We start from the raw sequence: 24,239 nt of genomic DNA, 5'->3' as shown, positions 1-24,239 counted from the left end.
AAACGAGTGGAAAACTGGTAGAATAGATATGATAACGATTTTTCATAGAAATGAGTGAAAGATATGTGGGGCCAATGGAAAGATAAGTTAGTGGACCTTTTTTATAAAGAAGTTGATGAAGAAGAAGAAGAAATTGATACACCAAAGCATTCAGGACGTAGATTGCAAAACAACGAAAAGTTAGATACAAAGGTCATGTATCAATATCCAGCGAAAAGAGAATTTCGTTTTCCTGTTATACCTGATAGGTCTGAAACATCTGAACAGAATAAGCCTTTTGAAACTCCTGCCTATCAGCGGCGAAAAAATGAAAGTTTTAAGAAAGAGCCACGAAAAAATAATGCAACTAATCATTCAACCAGTAAACAGCGGAGAGAAAAAGCGCAACCTGAAAAAGGTCCATTTCGACCTACGGAGGTTCCTTCACCGATTCATGGCTTTCAACAAATTAAAAAGGATAAAGAAGTGGAAAAAGTTCCTGCTTATATTCGGAAACAGCAGGCAGAGGACATAGAAAAAGAAAATCGCGTAGATAATCAAGTCGAGTCAAACATACCAAGTGAAACGGAGCGAGAAACTCCGATTATCAAAGATGAAATCAAAAGGGAAGAGAACGTGCAACAACATGCTTCCCTAGTTGAAAAAAGCTCTAAGCCGGTAGAGTCAAACATACCGAGTGAAACGGAGCGAGAAACTCCGATTATGAAAGATGAAATTAAAAGGGAAGAAAACGTGCAACAACATGCTTCCCTAGTTGAAAAAAACTCTAAGCCGGTAGAGTCAAACATACCGAGCGAAATGGAACGAGAAATTCCGATTATCAAAGATGAAGTTAAAAGGGAAGAGAATGTGCAACAACATGCTCCTTCCCCAATAGAAAAAAGTTCTAAACCAGTCGAATCAAAAACACGAAAACCAGAAAAAAAGCGAAATCCTATCACAAGTAAATCCAAACAACAGGGACATCTACCTTTTAATGTGATGATGTCGTCTAATGATAAGCGAAAACAAGAAATGCGTGAAAAAATTGTTTCTATAGCAAAACCAACAAAAACAGTACCTGAGGAAACGAAACCTCAACAATCCAATAACACATTTGAAATACCAAATCATTTGTTGAATGACCCGACGCCTAAGAATAACCAGGATCAGATTTGGGTAAAGGACCAACAAGAACTTTTAGAAAAAACATTAAAGCATTTTAATGTGCGGGCAAAGGTTGTAAATGCAACACAAGGACCAGCTGTTACGCGTTTTGAAGTGCAGCCAGAGATTGGTGTAAAAGTAAGTAAGGTGAAAAACCTGAGTGATGATTTAAAGTTGAATATGGCAGCTCGTGATATTCGAATTGAAGCACCAATACCTGGAAAGAACACAATTGGTATCGAAATTCCAAATCTAACATCACAAATGGTAGGTTTGCAGCAAATATTTGAGACAACTGCTTTTAAGGAAAGTAATTCACCACTATCTGTTGCATTAGGCTTAGACATTGAAGGAACATCAATGATTACAAATATCCAAAAAATGCCACATGGTCTTATTGCTGGCGCTACTGGTTCAGGTAAAAGTGTTTGTATTAATACGATTTTAATAAGTCTGTTGTATAAAGCTAGTCATGAGGATGTGAAATTTTTATTAATCGATCCTAAGATGGTGGAATTGGCACCATTTAATGATATTCCACATCTCGTATCTCCGGTTATTACGGATGTGAAAGCTGCAACCATGGCTCTAAAGTGGGCAGTAAATGAAATGGAAGAGCGTTACGAGAAGTTTGTCCATGAAGGTGTAAGAGATGTTGAACGATTCAATCAAAAAATGAAAAAACAAGGTCGTTCAGATGAAAAAATGCCATTTCTAGTTATTGTAATTGATGAGTTAGCGGATTTAATGATGGCAGCACCTCAGGATGTAGAGGATTCCATCTGTCGAATTGCTCAAAAAGCACGTGCCTGTGGAATGCATTTATTAGTAGCGACACAACGACCTTCTGTGGATGTTATCACAGGTCTGATTAAAGCAAACATTCCAACAAGGATTGCGTTTAGTGTTTCTTCACAGGTCGATTCCAGAACGATTATTGATACAAATGGCGCTGAAAAATTACTAGGTAAAGGTGACATGTTATTTGTTGAAAACGGATCTGGAAAGAGCGTTCGCTTACAAGGTGCGTTTGTATCTGATGAAGAAATTGAGCGGGTAACAAGACATATTCGATCAATAGCTCCCCCAAATTATTTATTTGAGCAAGAACAGTTGCTTGAACAAGTAATGGTCGATGAAGAAAACGAGGACGATTTACTATCTGAAGCAATTCAATTCGTAATAAAACAGAATGGAGCTAGCACTTCATTACTACAAAGACATTTTAAGATAGGTTATAATCGAGCAGCAAGACTTATGGATACGATGGAGTTGAAAGGTATTATTTCCGAACAAAATGGTAGTAAGCCGAGAGAAGTATTACTTTCTTCGCAGCAATTAGATGCAATGGAATAGAAATCAAACTTCTCTTATATGCTTTTTTGCTTGTAGATTCCGAAATTGTTTAATATGATAAGGTATAAATGATTTATTTTACACAGAAAGAATATTTAAAATTTCTAAGGACTTCTTCTGTCGCAATTGTAGATGGGCGAATGAAGAGTTTTTCTGACAAGGGGAAACAAAGACATGAAAGAAATTGAAAAAAAACTAAATGGTAAAATAAAGCGATTAACAAATAAAACATTTAAATTTGATGATCGGATAAGCGAGGGCTGGTTTTCGGCTGTTTATTTTTTAAAGACTAAAGAAATTGCCGAGAAAAAATTGCCACATAATAATGTAACCATGCAATTTTTTCAAAAAGAGGAAGCTGTTTTGTGTGGAAGTGATGAAGCAATAGCACTCATACATACGTTTGCTAATAATCCTGAGAAACTGGAAATTAAATCCTTAAAAGATGGAGATAAGATCAGCCCTTATGAAACAGTGCTAACCGTTTCAGGTCCATACCAGGACTTTGGATTTTTAGAGGGTATAATTGATGGAATGTTAGCAAGAAGAACATCAGTAGCAACGAATGTATATAATGTCGTAAAAGCAGCAAGAACATCAGGGAAACAAAAGCCAGTTATCTTCATGGGTGATCGGGATGACCATTTTACCCAGCAAGCAGGGGATGGGTATGCTGCATTTATTGGCGGTTCAACAGCTCAAGCTACGCATGCCATGAACGAATGGTGGGGTAAGATGGGTATGGGAACCATGCCACATGCTATGATCCAAATGTTTAGAGGGGATGTAGTAGCGGCTTCACGTGCTTATCATGAAGTGTATCCTGAGGATGATCTTGTTGCATTAGTTGATTATAACAATGATGTGATAACAGATGCATTAAAGGTGGCAAGGGTTTTTGGGAAGGATTTAAAAGGTGTCCGTATTGACACATCACGCACGCTAGTGGATAAGTATTTCCTGAGAAACCATCATTTAATGGGTACGTTTGATCCAAGAGGGGTAAGTCCTGAGCTTATTTTCGCACTACGAAAAGCATTAGACGAAGAAGGATACCCACATGTTAATATAATGGCAAGCGGTGGCTTTACAGAAAAGCGTATAAGGTATTTTGAAAAGCTGGGTGTACCTGTTGACATGTATGGAGTTGGTTCCAGCCTTCTCAAAATCAATATTGGCTTTACAGGAGACAACGTGTTACTTAATGGTACTCCTTCCGCAAAAGAAGGAAGAAGATACCGGCCAAATCCACGTTTAGAGAAAGTGGAATATAGTAAACAGGATAATTAGGAATTGTCTGACATTTTAAAGACATTTTATTTAACTAAAGTTCATGTTTTGCTATAATAGTTGAATGATTAAAAGTTTATAAAGTTACTCGGTTTTTTTCATATATTTATTTGGAGGTTCTTTTTTATGACAACTTACCATTTTATTGGTATTAAAGGAACGGGAATGAGTGCACTCGCACAGATCCTAAGCGATTCAGGAGAAAATGTTCAAGGTTCTGATGTGGAAAAACGTTTTTACACACAAGATGCATTAGAAGAAAAAAACATCCCAATACTTCCTTTTTCAGATGACAACATCAAAGATGAATTTACGATTATTGCTGGGAATGCTTTTTCTGACGATCATCCTGAGATCAGAAAGGCTAAGGAACTCGGTCTTACTTTTTTTAGATATCATGAATTTTTAGGTGAATGGTTAAAACAATTTACCAGTATAGCAATTGCAGGTGCTCATGGTAAAACCTCAACAACTGGGTTACTCGCTCATGTATTAGGAGAGACCTATCCGATCTCCTATTTAATTGGAGATGGGACTGGTAAAGGTCATGTGGATAGTGAGTATTTTGTATTTGAGGCATGTGAATACAGACGCCACTTTTTAGAGTATGAACCTGATTATGCAGTAATGACAAATATTGATTTTGATCATCCGGATTATTTCACGAGTATTGACGATGTCTTTGAAGCTTTTCAATCAATGGCTGATCGAGTAAAAAAAGGAATAATTGCTTGTGGTGATGATGAACAGCTGCAGGAAATCCAAGCAAAGGTACCTGTTGTCTATTATGGATTATCAAATACAAACGATTTTCAAGCTCAGAATATGGTTGAAACGGAATCTGGTACTGAATTTGATGTTTTTGTTCGTAACAATTACTACGATACGTTTACGATACCAATGCATGGAAATCATAATATATTGAATGCACTATCCGTAATTGCAATATGCCATTATGAAGGTATGAAGGCAGAGAACATTAAAGCGTTAAGCACATTTAAGGGTGTTAAGCGTCGTTTTACAGAAAAGAAGGTAGGAAATCAGGTCTTAGTGGATGATTATGCGCACCATCCTCGTGAAATTACAGCAACGATTGATTCAGCTAGAAAAAAATATCCAACTAAATCAGTTGTCGCTATTTTTCAACCACATACGTTTACACGTACTAAAACTTTCTTACAGGAATTTGCGGATAGTCTGAATCTAGCAGATCACACATATCTGTGTGATATTTTCGGGTCAGCCCGTGAGGATTCTGGAAAGCTTAAAATAGATGACTTGCAGAAAATAGTTGAAAATAGTAAAACACTTGATATAGATAACACAAGTGTTTTAGCTGAGCATGATGATAGTGTGATGATATTCATGGGAGCGGGAGATATACAAAAATTCCAACAAGCCTATGAACAAAACATAGGATCTGATCAGTCCATAAATAAAAGTAAAAATGCTTAATCTATAAAAAGAGTCTACTTACCTAGGCTCTTTTTAGTTACGATTTTCATAATTTGTCGAAAAGATTTGGACAAGTCTGTCTAATTATTCTGGAAGAACCGGTTTATTCGTGGTACAATCAGTATAATGAGGTTATGTTTACACAGACAAAAGAAGGGTATTACTAATTAATAACAGCCTTATAGTAAACGAAGCTAAGGTCGATAGTAGAAATTACATAAAGTTAGGAGATGAACTAGTCTATGGAAAATTTGTTGTATATTGCTGCAATTATTGTTGCAATAGCATTCGCTGTCTTAGTAATTTATTTAGCGAAGACCTTAAAGGCTACTCAACGCACACTAAATAATGTTGCTGATACTGTAGAAGATTTGGAAAAGCAATTACAGGGAATTACGACAGAAACTACAGCGTTATTAAATAAAACAAATCGGTTAGCTGATGATGTAAATCAAAAATCATCAAAATTAAACGGACTTTTCGAAGGTGTTAAAGGTATTGGGGAAACAGTGAAAGATTTCAATCAATCACTTAAAAAAATATCGGCGAAAGTTGCTGACTCATCTAATCTAGATCAGGAAAAAGCTTCACAAGCAGTAAAATGGGGATCTGCCATAATGGACTTATGGAAAAAGAAAAAAAAATAAATGAAAAAAAGCAGGAGGAATTTAAATGGGAAATCAGGAGAATCAGAACATCAATAGTAAAGACTTTATTATTGGGACATTAATCGGAGGAATTGTAGGAGCATCAGCTGCGTTTTTATTTGCTCCAAAGTCTGGAAAAGAGTTACGCGGCGATTTAAATCAGGGTGCAAACGATGTTAGAGGACGAGCTAGTGAATGGAAAAACGTAGCATATGAAAAAGGTTCTGATTGGAAAGATAAAGCATATGTGAAGGGGTCAGAGTTGAAAGGCAAAGCAGTTGACTCAACGAAAGGTTTATCTCAAAAAACGCAAGAGTTAACAAAGACTTTTCAAACTAAAATTCAAAAAGATAGAAATAAAGAAGACGAGGCTTTAGAATCAGCTGAAGAAGTAGCAGAAGCTATTGAAGAAGCAGCTGAAGAACTAGAAAAGAAATAATAAGTAAAAAGGGTAAGGGGCTTTCATATTAAGCCCCTTACCCTTTTTCTTACGAATCTATATGTGGATAACTGAATCACATACTAGCTACGTCCAGCTCCGACCTACAGGACGTGGCGTTTTTATCGGCCAGCGCCCATTGCCTAGTGCCTAGTGCCTTCCTGCTTCTCGTAAACTCGGCGCAATAAACATGGCACCTCCTTACGATAACAGTTCGACATGGTCGAACGTCCTTAATCGCTACAAAGGTAGGTCGACTAAAACCGAGCTTGCCGCCCAACGCCGACATACCCCTTTTGCAGGGGCATGTTTCCTTTTCACTTCATCACAGCATAAGATTCACTTTGACTTTCGCCATTACTGGCGATAAGTCAAGTTCATCTAATAAGAAGGCTGTTTTCGTAAAGATTGTTGCTTTTGAGAGAATATCAATATTACGCGACGTAACTGCTGGTTGATTTCCGTTCCGGGCAGTTCGCTTTCCGCGGGCAACGCTTCAGCCTCCTTGCCCCGGCAAGGGGTATGCCGACGTTGTCCGCAAAGGACGGTTTTAGTCGGCCCTCATCATCAACCACTTCCTGTGGGGTCTTCAGCTGTTGCTTTTCCCGCAGGAGTCGACTGCCCGGAACTCCAATCAACTGCCATATCAGTGGGAATTTCATGCTCTAATCAATAATGTGATTCTATCATTCCATTATAGACACCACACAAGCGTAGTGATTTTTCCGCAGCGATGGCGCAGGGGCATCGAACATGATTTTAGTTAAGTCGCATTTTATATCAACTATGAAGATAAAAAGCAACATTGCGTACGAAAAGAGCCAATAAGAAAGAAGGAGGTTCGATTAAGACCGCCACAAAGCATGAGCAACATCCAACTACCCTCGTTGCGTGGGCACAGGTCATACGGCAATAAACGGGCTCTTGCGCTTTTGTCCTTAGGAAAGAAAGTATAAAACTTTGGCGTTAATCTGTCTAGCTCCAGCGCCTAGCCCCTCGAGGTTTTAAGTCAAATCTCTTTGTGATAAAAATCATCACTAAGAGATTCGTCTTAAACTTGTCGGGGCTGACCAAGGCGCTTACGCTTTTCTTATTACTTAAAATCAATTTGTAACTGATCACCATCTTTAATGGTTTCATCAAACGAAGTTGGGCTACCGTTTTTATATAGCTGAAAACTGCTACTAATTTTTGACAGGTCAATATCTACGTAGCGGAAAATATCCTGAAATATAAACGGCTGTATTGTTTGTTTCTCTAACTCAATACGATCACCTGAATTCAACTGCGTATCCTCATTCAATTCTTGATTGCCCCTAATAATGCGTATACGTTTTTGTTGTAATACGAAAGACTCTTCATTAAATGTAACCTTAATAGATTCCATCATTTGCTCCTCGCGTTGTGATAACAGATCTGCAACTGTTGGTACGTTTGCACGTAACATTTTTAACGAGTCACCATTCTTAAGTTTATGGCTTAAACTAACCTTTTCACCGTTCAAATGAAACTGTGATTCACCGGCCACAAGCATAAATTCCTTTTGATTAATATAAACAATGAACGGTTGTATTTGTTGAAGTTTTTCTGAACTAGCTACAGCAAGAAAGTCCTGAACGGTTCTAATTTGTGTAATCCGCAGCTCATCATTATCCTTGAGTACATAGTTTTTTGTTTCTTTGTGATTATTGACATGAAACACTGGTTCTACAGCTATTGATTGCTGATTAAATCGAATAGTTATTGTCGGGAGGTCACTGATTACCTGTTCAATTGTTACATATGGTGCCGTGCCGTCTTCGCCCTTTTCTATTAAAATATGATCTTTATTTTGTATTTCAGTATCTACACCAGCTACTTTGTTATTTAAATAGATTTTGGGGGCTTGTCCATATCCCCCTGGTAATGTAATTTGTTTTCCATTTACCGTAATAATAGAAGCAATGCCGGGTTTACCATAGAACTTATTGATTTCAACACCAGCCTGAACCAAACAATCGCCAATCGATAACGTCTTCATCTCGAACATCCGAATCATTCGATCGTTTACTGTTACACTCAGGTAATGAACAGGGTTTTCTTTAGCAGCAATCGCGATTCCAATGGGTGTAATATAATCTGGTCCGGATGGTAGAGTGCTAGCGTTTGTTAAGCTTTGAATAGCGTCAATTCCTCTTACAGCGACTCTGTTTTGAGGAAGCTGCAGTTTTTTTGCTAGTGTAGTCGTAATCTCAGGTGTCAAACTTCCGCCTCCTATAAGCATGACCGCTTTAGGGGGCTTTGAATTAAGTTGGATGATTTCATTTGCAATTGACTGAGCAAGTTTTTCTATTATTTCTTTACTATCATCTGCTAAGGTGCTATATGTTATGGTTGATTCAAATCCTAGTATGTCATGTACGACTGCTTCCCCATTTGTTACAATATCCCGTTTTGTTTGTTCAGCAACAGGGAAATCCAATAAATAGTTTTCGCTGATAGATTCTGTGATTTCATCTCCAGCTATTGGTACCATACCATAAGCTGATACAGTACCTTGATCTGTAATAGCTATATCACTAGTACCAGCACCAATATCAACTAGTGCAATATTCAGTCTGCGCATGGATTCTGGTATTAAGACATGGATGGCGGCAATAGGCTCTAGTGTGAGTGCATTCATTTCTAAATTGGCACGAGATAAAGCAGCAATTAATGATTCTACAACTACTTTCGGTAAGAAGGTTGCGATAATTTCAACAGAAGCTTCTTCCCCATTTTGATCAATCAAAGAACCAATTAATTCGCCGTCAAGCCTGTAGTGAAGCACAGAGTAACCAACACAATAATAGTTCGTGTAAGACCCATTTTCTCTTTCACTTACCAGTTCCTTCTGGGCAACTTGTACTGCAGTTAGTTCTAAGTGTTTAATTGTTTCCTCATCTAAAATAGGTTGCTGGTTAATTTGCATCAACGCGCTAGTCTGGATTGTTTTTAGTGAACGTCCTGCAGCCGCAACACTAACAGATGGGAGTTTGCCATGTTTATCTTCTAAATGCTCTTTTACTTCTTGGATTACTTTTGATACAGCAAGAACATTGTGGATTTGTCCATCATGCATCGATCGTTCTGTATGTTCAATGGTATAATAATCAATGATAGTAAATGTAGATTCTTTTTGCTCTAACAAAATACCAGTCACTGATCTTGTTCCGATATCAAGTGCAAATAGTTTTTCATTCATAAAGGATTCCTCTCGATCTCATATACTGCAAAAATTTTGTTATCGTAATAAACTATTAAAGAATGTACCATACTTTCTGATAATTATAAACCGCAAATAGAGGTGTAGGAAATGAAACAAAATCAAATGGATATATTACGAGAGCAAATGAATGAAGTTAATTTGGAACTTTTAGCTCTAATTAATAAGCGTGCAGGCCTAGTCCAACAAATAGGTCAAATTAAACATGGTGTTAAACGTTTTGATCCCCTACGTGAAAGAGAAATGATGGATCAAATCACTTCCCATAATAATGGCCCGTTTGTAAATTCGACAGTTGAACATATTTTTAAAGAGATATTTAAAGCAAGTCTTGAACTACAAGAGGATGATCACCGCAAGGAGTTGCTTGTTTCACGTAAAAAGAAACCAGATGATACAGTTATTGAGATAAATGGAAGAAAAATTGGTGATGGTAATGTTCATTTTGTTATGGGTCCATGCTCCGTTGAGAGTTATGAACAAGTTTCCCAGGTTGCTGAATCCGTTAAGAACAAGGGAATAAAGTTGTTTCGTGGTGGCGCCTTCAAACCTAGAACGTCTCCGTATGATTTCCAGGGACTTGGTTTTGAGGGGTTGAAAATTTTAAAAGAAGCAGCAAATGAACATGACTTGGCAGTTGTTAGTGAAATATTAAATCCTAATCATATAGAAGAAGCACTTAACTATGTTGATGTTATTCAAATAGGCGCACGTAACATGCAAAATTTTGAATTACTAAAAGCAGTAGGAGATGTCGATAAACCAGTTTTATTAAAACGGGGTTTGTCGGCAACAATAGCTGAGTTTATCAATGCTGCAGAATATATTATTTCAAGAGGAAATGGAAATATTATTTTATGTGAGCGAGGTATAAGAACCTATGAGAAAGCCACCCGGAATACATTGGACATCTCTGCAGTACCTATTTTAAAGCAGGAGACGCATTTGCCGGTTATGGTAGATGTGACACATTCAACAGGAAGAAAAGACTTATTATTACCAGCTGCAAAAGCTGCAATTGCGATCGGAGCTGATGGGATAATGGCTGAGGTTCATCCTGACCCCGCAGTAGCACTATCAGATTCAGCACAACAAATGGATTTAGAAATGTTTGATCATTTTATGAATGAGTTAAATGATTTTTCTAATAAAAAGTACTAGCTGTTAATGACTTACCACGTATACGGTTAGTCACAATTATTTTTGTGTTTTGGCTTATGGTAGAGTATGATAGATGAAAAAGAAGTCGATATAATTGAATAGGAGGCTATACAAATGAACATTACAATATATGATGTTGCGAGAGAAGCAAACGTATCTATGGCAACTGTTTCACGTGTAGTAAATGGAAATCCAAATGTTAAACCAACGACAAGAAAAAAAGTACTAGCAACAATTGAAACCTTGGGATACCGGCCGAATGCGGTTGCACGTGGCTTAGCTAGTAAAAAAACGACTACTGTCGGAGCGATTATTCCAGATATTTCGAGTATCTTTTTTGCCGAGCTTGCAAGAGGGATCGAGGATATTGCTACGATGTATAAATATAATATTATCTTGAGCAATTCAGATCAGAATAAGGATAAGGAACTTCAATTAATTAATACAATGCTTGAAAAACAAGTCGACGGTATTTTATTTATGGGTGGTTCGATTACGAACGATCATGTTGAGCAATTTAAAACTTCATCAGTTCCAGTAGTTTTAGCTGCTACATATGATGAATCAAATACGATTCCGTCCGTAAATATTGACTACGAACAGGCTGCATATGAGGCAACGAAATTTTTACTCGATAAAGGTAATAAGGGTATAGCATTCATTGCTGGGCAAGATGATACGATCATTAATGAACAAAAATACTTAGGGTATAAACGTGCTCACAAAGATTCAGCTATTCCCCTAATAGATGAATATGTTGTAAAAGGCGATTATACGTATGATTCAGGTATTGAAGCATTCGAGCACCTTCATTCATTAAACAATAAACCGACAGCTATTTTTGTATCATCGGATGAGATGGCGCTTGGAGTTATTCATGGTGTACAGGATAGAGGGCTGAGCGTTCCGGAAGATGTAGAGGTATTTGGATTTGATAACACGAGACTTGCTTCGATGGTTCGCCCAACACTATCAACTATTGTTCAACCAATGTACGATATTGGCGCTGTTGCGATGCGTTTGTTAACCAAGTATATGAATAAGGAAGACGTCTCTGAAAAAAAAGTCGTTTTACCGCATAGAATTGTCGAAAGAAACTCAACTAAATAAAAGTTATGCCGATATAAATAGTAAATCTAATTTGGTTTACTTAGTACGTTAGGGGAGATAACATGAGAAAAAGAGACATTTTAACTCCAATCGGCATAACATTAGGATTTATTATGATTATGATGGCCATTTTAACTAGTGGTGGGACCGAGGGATTTATTTCATTCCTTGATATAGCATCCATCTTTATTGTTATTGGTGGACTTATTGCATCTCTGATGATTAATTTTAAAATGGAACAAATTAAATTGACAACAAAAGTAATGAAAGAAGCGTTTCACCAAAATGGTCAACGCCTTCCTGAACTTATCCAATTATTTATTAAATTATCTGAGCGCGCAAGAAGAGAAGGTATTTTAGCGCTTGAGAGTGACTTAGATGATGTTGATGAACCTTTTATTAAAAAAGGTATACTACTCGCTGTAGATGGAGTCGAACCTGACGTAATTAGTGACATCATGAATGCAGAAATCACAGCAATGGAAGATAGACATTATAAAGGGCGTACAATTTTGGAAAAGGCTGGGGAATATGCACCAGCATGGGGAATGATTGGAACGCTAATCGGTTTGGTGCTTATGTTAAATAGCTTACAAGATCCTAGTACATTGGGTCCCAGTATGGCGGTAGCATTACTTACAACCTTATACGGTACTGTTCTTGCGAATCTAGTATTTATTCCAATGAAGAATAAGTTGGAAATTAAGACGGAAGAAGAAGTATTTATCAAGCAAATTATAATTGAAGGTGTTATTGGGATACAGTCTGGCCAAAATCCGCGAATTCTCGAGGAAAAATTAAGTGCATTCTTACCAAAAGAAGTCAAAAAGAATGAAGAAAGTAAAGAGGAATCCACATTTGTGGAGGAGAGCGTAAATGAAGCGTAGACCAATAAAGCGTAATAAATCGACTGGTGCTCCAAAATGGATGGTTACATATTCAGATATGATAACATTGGTTCTTGTTTTTTTTATTTTACTTTTTTCCATGTCACAAATTAATTTAGTGCAATTTGAAGCTATCTCAGATTCATTCAATAATCGAATGATATTTGACTTTTCTCCATCTCCCGTTCCAATGGAAAATCCAACCGAGAATACAAATGATTTGGAAAGCGCGAAAAACGCAAATGAAATTGATAATCCAATCCAGTTAAAGGATGTTATCGATCGTGATGAGGAAGAAGTAATGAAGGAAGATTCACTGCATAAGTTAATGACAGATGTGGAGCAGTATTTAGATCAGAATAACCTAAATAACGTTATTTCTGCAAGCAGGAATGAACGTGGGGTAGTTTTGGTTCTTCAAGAACTTATTTTATTCGACCCTGGTGAAGCAGAAATTCTTTCGTCTGGTAAACCATTTTTAAATAGGATTGGAACATTGTTAGCTAAAATTCCTAATGAGATAAAAGTGGAAGGTCATACGGATAGTAAACCAATGTCGAGCTTTCGTTATCCCTCTAACTGGGAATTATCGGGAGCACGAGCAAGTAGTGTGGTTCGTTATTTAGTGAAGGTAAATGATTTTGATAAATCACGATTTACGATTGTCGGTTATAGTGATACCAAGCCGCTTGTACCAAATGACAGCCCAGAAAACATGAGCAAGAATAGACGAGTTGAAATAGTTATTTTAGAAAATAAGAATAAACCAAATAAATAAAAACGAGAAGGTAACCTGATTACCCTCTCGTTTTTTTAGTATATTTCAAGGCACTCAGAAGCATCTTATAGTTTTTCTCATTAATTTCTTCTTTTCGTGGGATGATGGGTACAATACTTTTATCATCTTGCCAACTGGTTGGCAAAGCAACAGGTGCCTCAACTTTCCATTTGTTGATCCATTCTGGTGGAATATCACCTACTAAATGATTGCCATTACACATTACATTCCACACTTGAGCCCAGGCTCGTGGCACTACACGCCAGGTGTCATAGCCACCACCGCCTAATGCAATCCATTTACCATCACAATACTGATGGGCTAGTTCATGGGCAAGTGCAGGGATTTTTTCGTATATCTCCATTGTTCCACATAAATGGGTTAATGGATCATAGCAGTGTGCATCTGCACCATTTTGCGTGATGATAACATCAGGTTGAAAGTATTCTGTAATCTCCCTAAATGCGGTATCATAGAGCTGCATAAACGATTCATCTTCAGTAAACGCATCGATTGGTAGATTAAATGAATAACCATGTCCTTCCTTGATACCACGTTCATTTATATTTCCGGTTCCGGGAAAAAGGTATCTCCCTGTTTCATGGATGGAAAATGTGCATACATTTGGATCCTCATAAAAAGCCCATTGTACACCGTCTCCGTGGTGTGCATCTGTATCCACATATAGTACTTTTAAATCATATTTTTCCCGAATGTATTTAATTGCAACTGCACCATCATTATAAATGCAGAATCCAGCAGCTCTTCGTTTGAATCCATGATGTAAACCACCACCAAGATTTAGTGCATGGTCAGCTTTACCTTTCAAAACGGCATCAACCGCTGTTAATGTACCACCAACTAAGTAACTAGATGCATCATGCATATTGTTGAAAATAGGTGTATCCTCTGTGCCTATTCCATACTCTAAACCTTCGTCTTCTTTTAGCAATCCTTTGCTGGCTTTTTGAATCGCCTGTATGTAAGCCGGATCATGAAACAATGCAAGTTCTTCTTCTGTAGCTTTTCTCGGTGCAATGATTTGATCATCACTTAATGCTTTTGATGCAACTAATAAATCCTTTGCAAGGGTAACACGTTTTTGGTTAAATGGATGGTCCTTATGAAAGTGATACTGCAACATTGCATCCGAAAAAATAAATGAAGCGTTGCAAGTCATGATTTTGGCCCCGTGATATTATTTGGCCACATTAATTCATAACCAGCTTCTCGCAAATCTTCAATAACAGGCATAGGATTCATGGTTTGGATTCGAAAGACAAGGATTTTATAGTTCGGATCATTTTTATACGGATAAACTAATACAGATGTAATATTCGTTTTACGTTTACCAAAAACGGAAGCAACTTCTGGTAAAATTCCAGGCTTATGCGGTACCTTTACTTCGATATGCGAACTTTGTACATTAGTACCGGTTACATGTATGAGTGTATAAAGCATATCTTTTTCTGTTACCATACCAACCAGTTTGTAATCACTTACAACAGGTACACAAGCAAATTCTTCATCATAAAAAATACCTGCAACTTCCTCAACAAAGTCAAGGGGATGTACCGTCACTACAGGATGACTCATGATTGTTTGAATTTCATTTTGTAGAACATTCTCTTCGGACTTCGTATGAAAGATGGATGGACTAGCATCCCGAACATCTCGGTCTGAAACTATTCCAATTACTTGTGTGTGTTCATCAATAATAGGGATATGTCTAATTCTGTTTTTTTGTAATAGTTTTAGTGCCTCAGCAATGGTTGCACTAGGTGGTAAGGAGATGACATTTGTGTTCATAATTTCTTCGACTAGCACCTATAATCCCTCCCTCATTGTTCTATACTGATGACGTTGTAGAAATCGTAGTTTATCAAATTGTTTAACGGAATCATCTGGAACGTTTTCACCAATTCGAACCATTAAGCAATTGGCAGGGTGGGAAATAATTTCGGGATCATCTGTTGGTGCAGGGAGTAGTCCCCCAGCAGCCATCATTTTTTCCATGACTTTTCGGTAGTCCCATATACTCAGCCTCGTCCCATCTAAATCCCAGTGCCAATAATATTCGGTTGAGATTACGATGTAATTTTCCATATATTCATCCATCATGGATATCTTTAATAGACCTGATGCAACTTTTGACCCACGGTATTTTGGTATAACTTCAATGGCCCCAAGTTCAATTAAATCCTCCATACTAAATTCTGACCAACGTTCAAGCGGATCCGGATGTAAATACGTAACATAGCCTATAATGGTGTCTTCTGTCCGTGCAATGATGATTCGTCCTTCTGGGAAGTCTGCGATGTTTAGAATAGCTTCGAATTGTTTAGGTGCTTGACGAAATGCAGTTAAATGTTCATGAAAATGATAATTTTTCAATTCTGATGAAGGAAGTGGTCCTTCGATTGTAATTTCTCCATGGGTAGTATCGTGTGTAAATGATTGATAAGTTTTCTCATGATTCATATTTTCACCGCCTACTCCTTAGAATAACGCTGCATTCGCATTAGTTTAATAGCGAATAGCGGAAAGTCTCTTAATACTTAATTTCTTGAAAAATATATTCGTATATTTCGTTATTGTTCCATTATACAGGATAATCGTCTGTATTTTTAGTAAAAAATGAAAAAAACTAGCTTGTAGGGAGTAATTCCTACAAGCTAGTTTAAAAAGAGTTATTCTTTAGGTTTGTCTGCTGGTGGCGGCTCCACTGGTGGTGGAGTTGGTCCATCCCCATCCTTTGGGTCACCAGGTGGATCCTCTCCGTCTTTAGGATCTTTTGGTTCTTTTGGGTCAGGTTTAGGATCTTTTGGATCAGGCTTAGAAAAGTCTCCAACTACGACTTCTTTTGATGCTTTTGATTCCATTCCAAAGTAATCTACTGCTTTCACACGATATACTCCTTTACCATTTCCAATTCCAAAACTAGTTGATGTTGTATTTCCAATTAACGAGTATGATCCACCTGGTTTTGATGCACGATAGATGCGATATCCAACCACATCCTTGCTGCTCGAATCATTCCAGGCTAACTTACTCCCTGATTTATTAAATGATGTTGGAGCAGCAGGTGCTTTACCATCATCCCCAATAGCGGTACCAACATCTCCACTTGGAACACCAATTTTTTGCCATTTCGCTCTATCCCTAAACGGGAATAGCTTTGTTAAATCATTTAATCTATCATAATTATTTTTCTTTATAAATTCAGGATTAAATGTTAAGCCATCACCGTTAATAAATTCTCCTGGTGTATTAGGTCCAGCAATGACCGCTTTTCCATCTACCATCACATAGGCACCGGTAGTTAAGCTGTTATCGGTTTTGGTCGGCACATATTTCGCATTAAATATATCTGAGTAAACCAAGCCAGCTTTACTACAAAGGTCTGATGGTAGATTACCAGAAATTGCACAATAACTACGAGATACAATTCCATCAGGGCGTTCAAAGTTAGCCTCTGGAGCCATTAACTCAGGATTTATTTCTGTAGCCTTGTTAACAAGCTTTGACCAAAGTAATAGGTTTCGCTCGTTGTATCGCATGCAACCACTATCACATTTAAGTTTATGTGGTGTGTCATATCCGATCCATGTTCCGAAAGTTACATTTGGGTTGTATCCGACAAACCATGAATCTTCCCAATTATTCGAGGTACCTGATTTTCCTGCCCAGTCAACCGACATATCAAGATGCGATTGCAGGAAAGTAGCTGTACCATAATCCAGAACGTCACGCAAAATGTCTGTTGTTAAATATGAAGACTGTGGGCTAAATACATCTACTGGTTTAGGTTTATGTTTATAAATGGTTTTTCCATCAGATGTTGTAATTTTTTCTATCATATATGCATCAACAAATTTCCCGCCATTTCCGAATGTTCCAAATGCATTTACGTTTTCTTCGATGGTTGTTCCATGTGTTGTAGAACCGATTCCGAGTACAAGATTGCTATATTCCTTTTCTCCAATTGTAGTAATACCCATTTTTTCAATATATTTTTGCCCAATTCCCTTATTCATAAGCTTGCTATACAATTGAATGGTAGGGACGTTATATGATTCAGCGAGAGCCTTTCGGGCGGTAACAAGACCGTGGAAGTTTTCAGTATAGTTATCTGGTGAATAACCTCCATAGTTAGTTCTAATGTCTGCTAAGATGCTTCCTGGTTGAGCTACTCCAGTGTCAAAGGCTGGACCGTACACTAGCAATGGTTTCATCGTACTGCCATTCGATCGTACTGCTTCAGTTGCATAGTTTAGTTGATTTTCTTGTGAATAACCACGTCCACCAACAAAACTTATGATTCTACCAGTACTATTTTCAATTAACATACCAGCCGTTTGAACGGGTTCATTAATGTGATATTCTTTACCAGTTTTCGGATCGGTCCAAGTCCAATTACTTTTTGGTCCGTAATGTTCGTAGTTCTTGACTATTTTTTGAAATGCAACGTATGTTTCTTTATCAATGGTAGTATGTACTTCATACCCATTTTTCCTTAACGCTCGATCTGCTCGAATTTGATACTCTTCAAATAATTTCTCATCTTTTTTCAAATCTTTTAAAGTATATCCATCTTCCGAAGCAAGATGTTCTGCTAGAATTTTTTTAGCACGTTTTTCTGCTTCAAACATTAAATAAGGATATTTATCCATAGGAGTATTTGATTCAAGTGTAAAATCAGCAACAATATCGTATTTAAGTGCTTTTTCATACTCTTTTTTTGTAATATAGTCAGCTGCATACATTCTTTCTAATACTGTCTTCATTCGTTCAATACCAGGCTTTAATGCACCTGGTTCTTTTAATCCACCACTATTTTTAAAAGGTGTATAGTATGAAGGACTTTGTGGGAGACCAGCTAAATACGCAGCCTGTGGTAGGTTTACCTCTTTCGCATCTACACCAAAAATTCCTTGTGCAGCAGTTTGTATTCCTGCAATGTTTCTACCAGATGCTTCACGACCGTAAGGGATAATATTAAGATAAGCCTCTAAAATTTGTTCTTTATCAAAGAACCGTTCTAATCGTAACGCCAGTAAGATTTCTTTTGCTTTACGCTCAAATGAAACCTCATTTGTTAAGAGTTGGTTTTTGATTAATTGCTGGGTTAATGTACTACCACCAGTTTTAACAGCGGCATTTGTTGCTTCCTGAACAACTGCACGTAATATTGCTTTCGGAACAACACCTTCATGTTCCTTAAAATTACGATCCTCTGTTGCTATTACTGCATGAATCAATGTTTCTGAAACATCCTCAAGCTTTACCTCTTCACGCATAATATCGGATCGTATATCACCAAAATATTTATTTTCCGCAAAGTATAATGTTGAGGTTTCTTCATAGTTATAGATATCTGCTTTCATACTTTCATAGCTTCTTATTGGTTCATCTTTCACTAATGAAGCAAAGTATCCCGCACCAACTCCACCTGCAAAAAAGAATCCAATAACACCTATAATGATAAAGAATAAGATAATATTCCAAGTAACATCATATGTAACCCTCGATGTGCGCTGAATTCTACCTTCATTCCATAAGGTTTTTATCTTCTGATATGCTTTATCTATATATTTTTTGATTTCATCCATATTTAGACCTCCTAAATATTCAAAGCCTATTATATCATACTAGCTATTTTGAAAAAATAATAATTCTTTTAAAATGTCACTATTTATGTTAACCTAACTAAAAAAAGGTTAACATAAAGGAGAGTTAATATGAATGGAAGTAAGTCAAATCTAAGAAATATGATTATCTGTGCAATGTTTGCAGCAATTACAGCAGTTTTAGCACAAATTGAGATTCCGCTACCACTTGTTCCAATAAGTGGACAAACACTAGCAGTTGGTTTAACCGCTACTATAATAGGAAGTAGAATAGGTGCAATGGCAATGATTTGCTACGCCGCAATTGGTGCAGTAGGTGTGCCGGTCTTTGCTGGGTTTAGCGGTGGTGCCCACGTACTGATTGGACCAACAGGTGGTTATATTATTGGATTCATAGTAGCAGCTTTTGTAACAGGGTTAATAGTTGAAAAAAGTAACTTTTCAATTACCATGGCAATGTTAGCCAATATAATCGGTATGATTATAATTCTTGTGTTTGGTATGGTTCAATTAAAGTATGTTCTTGATTTGAGCTGGTCAGCAGCACTTGCTTCAGGAGTTTATCCTTTTATAATTGTTGGTCTAATAAAAGCGTTCTTAGCTAGTTGGATTGGAATTACCGTTAGAAAAAGACTAGTACAGGCTAATGTATTACTAAAACCGAAACTGAATCGAGTATAGAAAGTTAGATAAAACTCATAAATTATTGCAATTTTATTATAGATATGGTTACAATATACTATAATAAATGTATAACCATATGTAATGAAGGATCGAAGTAGTTGTGCAAATCCCTTTTTAGAGAGCTAGCGGGTGGTGAAAGCTAGTATACATTTGCGAACGAATTACAATCTGGAGCTTTTTCTATGATAGAAAACGGTGAAAACACATCGTTAAAAAACCCAAAGTGGCATTTCTATGCAACAAGGGTGGTACCGCGAATAAACTCTCGTCCCTTCTATTGAAGGGGGAGGGTTTTTTTATTTTTACAAAAAAATAGGAGAGTGAAGAATATGACTGTATTACAAGATTTAGAAAAACGTGGTCTGATTCATCAGACCACTGATAATGAAGGATTGGAAAAGCACCTAAAAGAAAATCAAGTAACGCTATACTGTGGTTTTGATCCAACTGCCGATAGTCTACATATTGGTCATCTTTTACCGGTTTACATGTTAAAAAGATTCCAAAAGGCTGGCCATCGACCGATAGCATTGGTTGGAGGCGGAACAGGTATGATTGGCGACCCTAGTGGACGCTCATCTGAACGATCATTAAATGAGGATAATGTTGTGAAAGGCTATAGTGAAAAAATTAAACAACAATTAGCCAATCTATTGGATTTTGACAACGGTGAAAATGCAGCTGTAGCTAGAAACAACCACGACTGGTTAGCAAGTATGACAGTGATTGACTTTCTACGTGATGCTGGTAAACACTTTGGTATTAATTACATGCTAGCAAAAGAATCCGTTTCAGCTCGAATTGAGCAAGGAATTTCTTTTACTGAATTTAGTTACATGATTTTACAATCATTGGATTTCCTTAAACTTTACGAGCAGGAAAATTGTACATTACAAATTGGTGGAAGTGACCAGTGGGGAAATATTACTGCTGGAATGGAATTAATTCGTCGTTCACGCGAGAATTTAGAAGAAGAAACAAAGGTATTTGGTTTGACGGTTCCATTGATTACAAAAGCTGATGGTACTAAATTTGGGAAGACAGCTGGTGGCGCAATTTGGTTGGATCTGGAAAAAACAACGCCATACGAATTTTATCAATTTTGGTTTAATGCTGATGACCGTGATGTCATTAAGTTCATTCAATATTTCACGTTTTTAGAGCAAAAAGAAGTCGATTCATTGATTGATGCTGTTGAAAATAAGCCCGAAGAAAGATTAGCACAGAAGCGCCTAGCAGAGGAAGTAACCAGGGTTGTTCATGGACAAGAAGCGGTTGATCAGGCACAAAAGATCTCAGCATCTTTATTTAGTGGTGACTTAAAATCCTTATCAAAACAGGAAATCGAACAAGGCTTCAAAGATGTACCAACACATCATTTGAATAAAGCGGAGATGGCCTTAATTGATCTTCTTGTTGATACAAAAATATCATCATCAAAAAGACAAGCTAGGGAAGATATTGGTAATGGAGCTATTTATATTAATGGTGAAAGAAACCAGGATTTAAAGCATGTTGTTAATAATGAGGATCGAATTGAAGATACATTCACCATTATTCGTAGGGGTAAGAAAAAATATTACCTAATAAGTTACAAATAAAAATAACGTTTTTGTTCATTTAAAGAAACTTTAGTACAAAATTAAATATAATGGATAAATAAAATATAAATATACAAAGGGGTGAAACTATGTCAAGCAATGATGAGCGCTTATTTGCGATGTTGATTTATCTAGTTAGTTTTCCTTTTCCTATATTGGGACCGTTGGTGATCTGGATGTTGAAAAGGGATGATTCGGATTTTATCGACTATCATGGAAAGGAGTATTTTAACTTCTTCATTTCATATAGTATCTACGCAATTATTAGTGTGATTTTAATAATATTATTAATTGGTTTGCTTCTTATTTGGATTGTTGGAATCATGGCGTTTGTATTTACAATTATTGCATTAATTAAAGCTTACAGTGGTAAACGATATCGATTCCCATTGATTTTTAGATTCATCAAATAGGGTATTCCAAATAAAGGTATAAGTTAAAAACCTGAGTTCTAGTTATGAACTTAGGTTTTTTAGATTGACTGGATAAGGATCGATACTGGGTTAGAGTTTTTGAAAGAAAGAACAATTAAATACATAAAGGAATTAAGATGAATAACTATTCTTTAATAAAGATTGCGTCTCTAATTATATTTGAGGAATCAATTTCCGAGAACAAGGGGAGGAATTTTAAGGAAGGAAATAGAATTTAATAACTAAGGGATATTTGGTTCTTGAACAGGGGGGAATTGTGTTGGAAATTTATAATTTTGATAAAGATATGGGGAAGATATCGGAATATAATTCAGACTTTGTAATGTCTCACATTATCAAAACCAATTCACCGTCACTAGTCGGTAGTATGTATTTAGACGGCGATCGTGTTATAGGCTATCATCAAGCTGTAGCACATCAACTTCTACTTGTCATGGACGGCGAAGGATATGTAAGAAATGACTTCGGATTTTATCGTAAATTTCAAGCTGGAAATGCAGTATTTTGGGAAAAAGGTGAATTTCTCGAAACAAAATCAAAGAATGGGCTATTAGCTGTTGTCATTGAAAGTGAGGAACTAAACCCATTATCTTTTATGTTTTTAGAGAAATAGAAGCTATTAAATTAACAGGGTGTTTTCCTTTAATTGGATCGCGCTCTTTTTGCTAATCCATACGGGTAGTTACATAGGAAAGGTGTTATCTATAAATGAAAATCAATTTGGTTGTGTTACGTACGAAAAATTTAATGCAAATGAAAAAGTTTTATATTGAGACGCTAGGTTTTTCTTTGATTAAAGAAGATGAAAGAAGCTTTCGAATTGCTGCTGGAACAAGTGAATTAGAGTTTACGTCAAAAGATGTAAAGGGAAATCCTTATTATCACTTTGCTTTTAATATTCCTGCTAACAATTTTGAAGAAGCAAAATCATGGACAAAAGAAAGGGTAAGTCTAACTGTTGAAGATGGAGAAGATGAAGCTGACTTTGACCATTTACCTGCGCACGCTCTTTATTTCGATGACCCTGCTGGTAATATAGTAGAGTTTATTTCAAGACATTCAACTTCTGAAAGTAGGACGGAGCCTTTTTCCATTAAAAGTATCTTAAATATTAGTGAAATAAGTTTAACTGTAGAAGATGCTGTAAGTGTGGGCGAAAAACTAAATAATCTTGGCGTGCCTGAGCGTGACAATAATGCAATTAGTACACAATCCTTTAATTTTATGGGAAAAAGGGCCAATGGGATATTCATTTTATTGACACAACCAGGGAGGAGATGGATATTTTTAGATAAACTATCTGCCATATATCCCATTGAGATTGAATTAACGAATAATAATAAAGTAATACTCAATTCAGATAGCGAACTATTTATAGTCTAGATTAGCATTAGTTAGTTAGATACTTAATTGGTTGCATTAGTGGAATAAGGGGTTGCACTGGCAGCTACATTTATACGTTTGGATGTAAGATTTAGGAGGGTTTATGTGAGAGATGTAGAGCTTGAATATAAAGTTCTTGGGAAAGGAGAAACTACACTAGTCATTGAATTAGGTATTGGTGGATCGTTTTATAATTGGAGAAATTTTAATCAACAAATTGAAGAAGACTTTACCGTTGTCATATACCACAGATCTGGTTATGGAAAGAGTGCAAGATCAGACAATCCTAGGACAGTGGAGCACATTGCACAGGAACTTGATGTTCTAATAGAAAAGTTGCATATTAATGATAAATTCATGTTAATGGGCCATTCTTTTGGAGGTTTATGTGCACAGCAGTATAGTAAGATGTATCCTCATAAATTAAAGGGAGTCCTGTTAATTGATTCCACTTCACATAACTTTCAAGAACTTTATAACCTGGAATTACCTGTTATGTATTCAAAAATTTCTTTAGTGCAAATGATAGAAAACAATAAAGCGACTGCTAAGAAGTCTAAAGAAGAATTGAAGCACATATTTAAAGATATGATCGATGAATATAAAAGGGTATTACCTGAGAATGAAACAAAGGAATTTACTAGCTTTATATCAAGACCTTCTTTTTTTCAAACGATTGCTGAAGAATTTCATAATTGGAAAAGAAGCGGCGAAATAATTAAAGAATCAGGAGATTTTCCTGATATTCCCCTAACTGTCATAGCAAGAGATAAAGAATTAGCAGCAAAACCTTATATAGATCATGGGATACCCGAGGAAGAGGCCGTTCTACATGAAAAGGTATGGCGAAAGCTACAGGAAGAATTAGCTGCATTATCATGTGAAGGTAAATTTATCATTGCACACCATAGTGATCATGAAATACATAAAGATAGACCAGACCTTATAATCCAGTGTTTAGAAAGATTTCGCTAAATAATTTTTAGATGGAAAA

The 24,239-nt window shown here is 36.6% G+C and carries 20 protein-coding genes and 1 other annotated feature; of the genes, 15 read left to right on the top strand and 5 right to left on the bottom strand.

Going from position 1 to position 24,239, the window contains the following annotated elements; all coding sequences use genetic code 11:
* The first annotated feature begins 63 nt into the window (after window positions 1-63).
* The 5 genes from LG329_RS04070 to LG329_RS04050 all read left to right on the top strand — a co-directional run bounded on the left by LG329_RS04070 (window position 64) and on the right by LG329_RS04050 (window position 6,333).
* Complete coding sequence (locus LG329_RS04070) at window positions 64-2,502, top strand: DNA translocase FtsK (protein ID WP_404453686.1); 2,439 nt, start codon at window positions 64-66, stop codon at window positions 2,500-2,502.
* 174 nt (window positions 2,503-2,676) lie between these two features.
* Entirely contained in the window at window positions 2,677-3,792 is a 1,116-nt protein-coding gene (locus LG329_RS04065) for a nicotinate phosphoribosyltransferase (protein WP_404453684.1), read from the top strand.
* 126 nt (window positions 3,793-3,918) lie between these two features.
* Window positions 3,919-5,247 carry a UDP-N-acetylmuramate--L-alanine ligase gene (gene murC / locus LG329_RS04060; RefSeq protein WP_404453682.1) on the top strand — a complete coding sequence of 443 codons (1,329 nt, stop codon included), beginning with the start codon at window positions 3,919-3,921 and terminating at the stop codon, window positions 5,245-5,247.
* A gap of 242 nt (window positions 5,248-5,489) precedes the next feature.
* On the top strand, window positions 5,490-5,894 hold the full coding sequence (locus tag LG329_RS04055) for a DUF948 domain-containing protein (protein WP_404453680.1): 405 nt from the start codon (window positions 5,490-5,492) through the stop codon (window positions 5,892-5,894).
* A 25-nt stretch (window positions 5,895-5,919) separates the two neighbouring features.
* The gene (locus LG329_RS04050; protein WP_404453677.1) at window positions 5,920-6,333 is read left to right on the top strand and encodes a YtxH domain-containing protein; all 414 of its coding nucleotides are present in this window, start codon (window positions 5,920-5,922) and stop codon (window positions 6,331-6,333) included.
* 1,093 nt (window positions 6,334-7,426) lie between these two features.
* Here LG329_RS04050 and LG329_RS04045 read toward each other — a convergent pair.
* The gene (locus tag LG329_RS04045) at window positions 7,427-9,556 is read right to left on the bottom strand and encodes a cell division protein FtsA (protein WP_404453675.1); all 2,130 of its coding nucleotides are present in this window, start codon (window positions 9,554-9,556) and stop codon (window positions 7,427-7,429) included.
* 111 nt (window positions 9,557-9,667) lie between these two features.
* Here LG329_RS04045 and LG329_RS04040 point away from each other — a divergent pair, with 111 nt between their 5' ends.
* The 4 genes from LG329_RS04040 (at window position 9,668) to motS (ending at window position 13,513) form a co-directional block, all read left to right on the top strand.
* Window positions 9,668-10,738: a bifunctional 3-deoxy-7-phosphoheptulonate synthase/chorismate mutase gene (locus LG329_RS04040; protein WP_404453672.1), complete on the top strand. Its 1,071-nt coding sequence runs from the start codon at window positions 9,668-9,670 to the stop codon at window positions 10,736-10,738.
* Between the two features lie 114 nt (window positions 10,739-10,852).
* Window positions 10,853-11,848, top strand: coding sequence for a catabolite control protein A (gene ccpA / locus LG329_RS04035; RefSeq protein WP_404453669.1), 996 nt, complete (start codon window positions 10,853-10,855; stop codon window positions 11,846-11,848).
* A gap of 62 nt (window positions 11,849-11,910) precedes the next feature.
* Window positions 11,911-12,735, top strand: a complete 825-nt coding sequence (gene motP, locus LG329_RS04030; protein WP_404453666.1) for a flagellar motor protein MotP — start codon at window positions 11,911-11,913, stop codon at window positions 12,733-12,735.
* Window positions 12,725-13,513: a flagellar motor protein MotS gene (motS, locus tag LG329_RS04025; protein ID WP_404453663.1), complete on the top strand. Its 789-nt coding sequence runs from the start codon at window positions 12,725-12,727 to the stop codon at window positions 13,511-13,513. The genes motP and motS overlap by 11 nt, the downstream gene beginning before the upstream one ends.
* Before the next feature lie 19 nt (window positions 13,514-13,532).
* Here the strand turns inward: motS and LG329_RS04020 are convergent, their stop codons facing one another.
* The 4 genes from LG329_RS04020 to LG329_RS04005 form a co-directional block, all read right to left on the bottom strand.
* Window positions 13,533-14,693: an acetoin utilization protein AcuC gene (locus LG329_RS04020; protein WP_404453661.1), complete on the bottom strand. Its 1,161-nt coding sequence runs from the start codon at window positions 14,691-14,693 to the stop codon at window positions 13,533-13,535.
* Window positions 14,690-15,340, bottom strand: coding sequence for an acetoin utilization AcuB family protein (locus LG329_RS04015; protein WP_404453658.1), 651 nt, complete (start codon window positions 15,338-15,340; stop codon window positions 14,690-14,692). Before LG329_RS04015 ends, LG329_RS04020 begins: the two co-directional genes overlap by 4 nt.
* On the bottom strand, window positions 15,341-15,994 hold the full coding sequence (locus LG329_RS04010) for a GNAT family N-acetyltransferase (protein ID WP_404453655.1): 654 nt from the start codon (window positions 15,992-15,994) through the stop codon (window positions 15,341-15,343). It lies immediately after the preceding gene.
* Between the two features lie 209 nt (window positions 15,995-16,203).
* Window positions 16,204-19,125: a transglycosylase domain-containing protein gene (locus LG329_RS04005; RefSeq protein WP_404453653.1), complete on the bottom strand. Its 2,922-nt coding sequence runs from the start codon at window positions 19,123-19,125 to the stop codon at window positions 16,204-16,206.
* Between the two features lie 129 nt (window positions 19,126-19,254).
* On the opposite strand from LG329_RS04005, the gene LG329_RS04000 reads away from it, so the two are divergent.
* From LG329_RS04000 to LG329_RS03975, 6 genes are all read left to right on the top strand, one after another.
* On the top strand, window positions 19,255-19,824 hold the full coding sequence (locus LG329_RS04000; RefSeq protein ID WP_404453650.1) for a biotin transporter BioY: 570 nt from the start codon (window positions 19,255-19,257) through the stop codon (window positions 19,822-19,824).
* A 75-nt stretch (window positions 19,825-19,899) separates the two neighbouring features.
* Window positions 19,900-20,103, top strand: a binding site (T-box leader).
* A 53-nt stretch (window positions 20,104-20,156) separates the two neighbouring features.
* A complete protein-coding gene (tyrS, locus tag LG329_RS03995) occupies window positions 20,157-21,428 on the top strand; it encodes a tyrosine--tRNA ligase (RefSeq protein WP_404453649.1) in 1,272 nt (423 codons plus the stop codon).
* Between the two features lie 89 nt (window positions 21,429-21,517).
* Window positions 21,518-21,841: a DUF4870 domain-containing protein gene (locus LG329_RS03990; RefSeq protein WP_404453647.1), complete on the top strand. Its 324-nt coding sequence runs from the start codon at window positions 21,518-21,520 to the stop codon at window positions 21,839-21,841.
* 280 nt (window positions 21,842-22,121) lie between these two features.
* On the top strand, window positions 22,122-22,475 hold the full coding sequence (locus LG329_RS03985; RefSeq protein WP_404453644.1) for a cupin: 354 nt from the start codon (window positions 22,122-22,124) through the stop codon (window positions 22,473-22,475).
* 95 nt (window positions 22,476-22,570) lie between these two features.
* Window positions 22,571-23,245 (top strand): VOC family protein, encoded by a 675-nt coding sequence (locus tag LG329_RS03980; protein ID WP_404453642.1) that lies wholly within the window; start codon window positions 22,571-22,573, stop codon window positions 23,243-23,245.
* Window positions 23,246-23,350: 105 nt separating this feature from the next.
* A complete protein-coding gene (locus tag LG329_RS03975) occupies window positions 23,351-24,220 on the top strand; it encodes an alpha/beta fold hydrolase (protein WP_404453639.1) in 870 nt (289 codons plus the stop codon).
* Window positions 24,221-24,239: the final 19 nt, after the last annotated feature.

Origin of the sequence: Virgibacillus necropolis (assembly GCF_044793635.1) — a bacterium.
GTDB lineage: Bacteria > Bacillota > Bacilli > Bacillales > Amphibacillaceae > Virgibacillus_F > Virgibacillus_F necropolis_A.
Note: the sequence above shows the minus strand (reverse complement) of the source record. Positions and strands in the feature narration are given on the sequence as shown.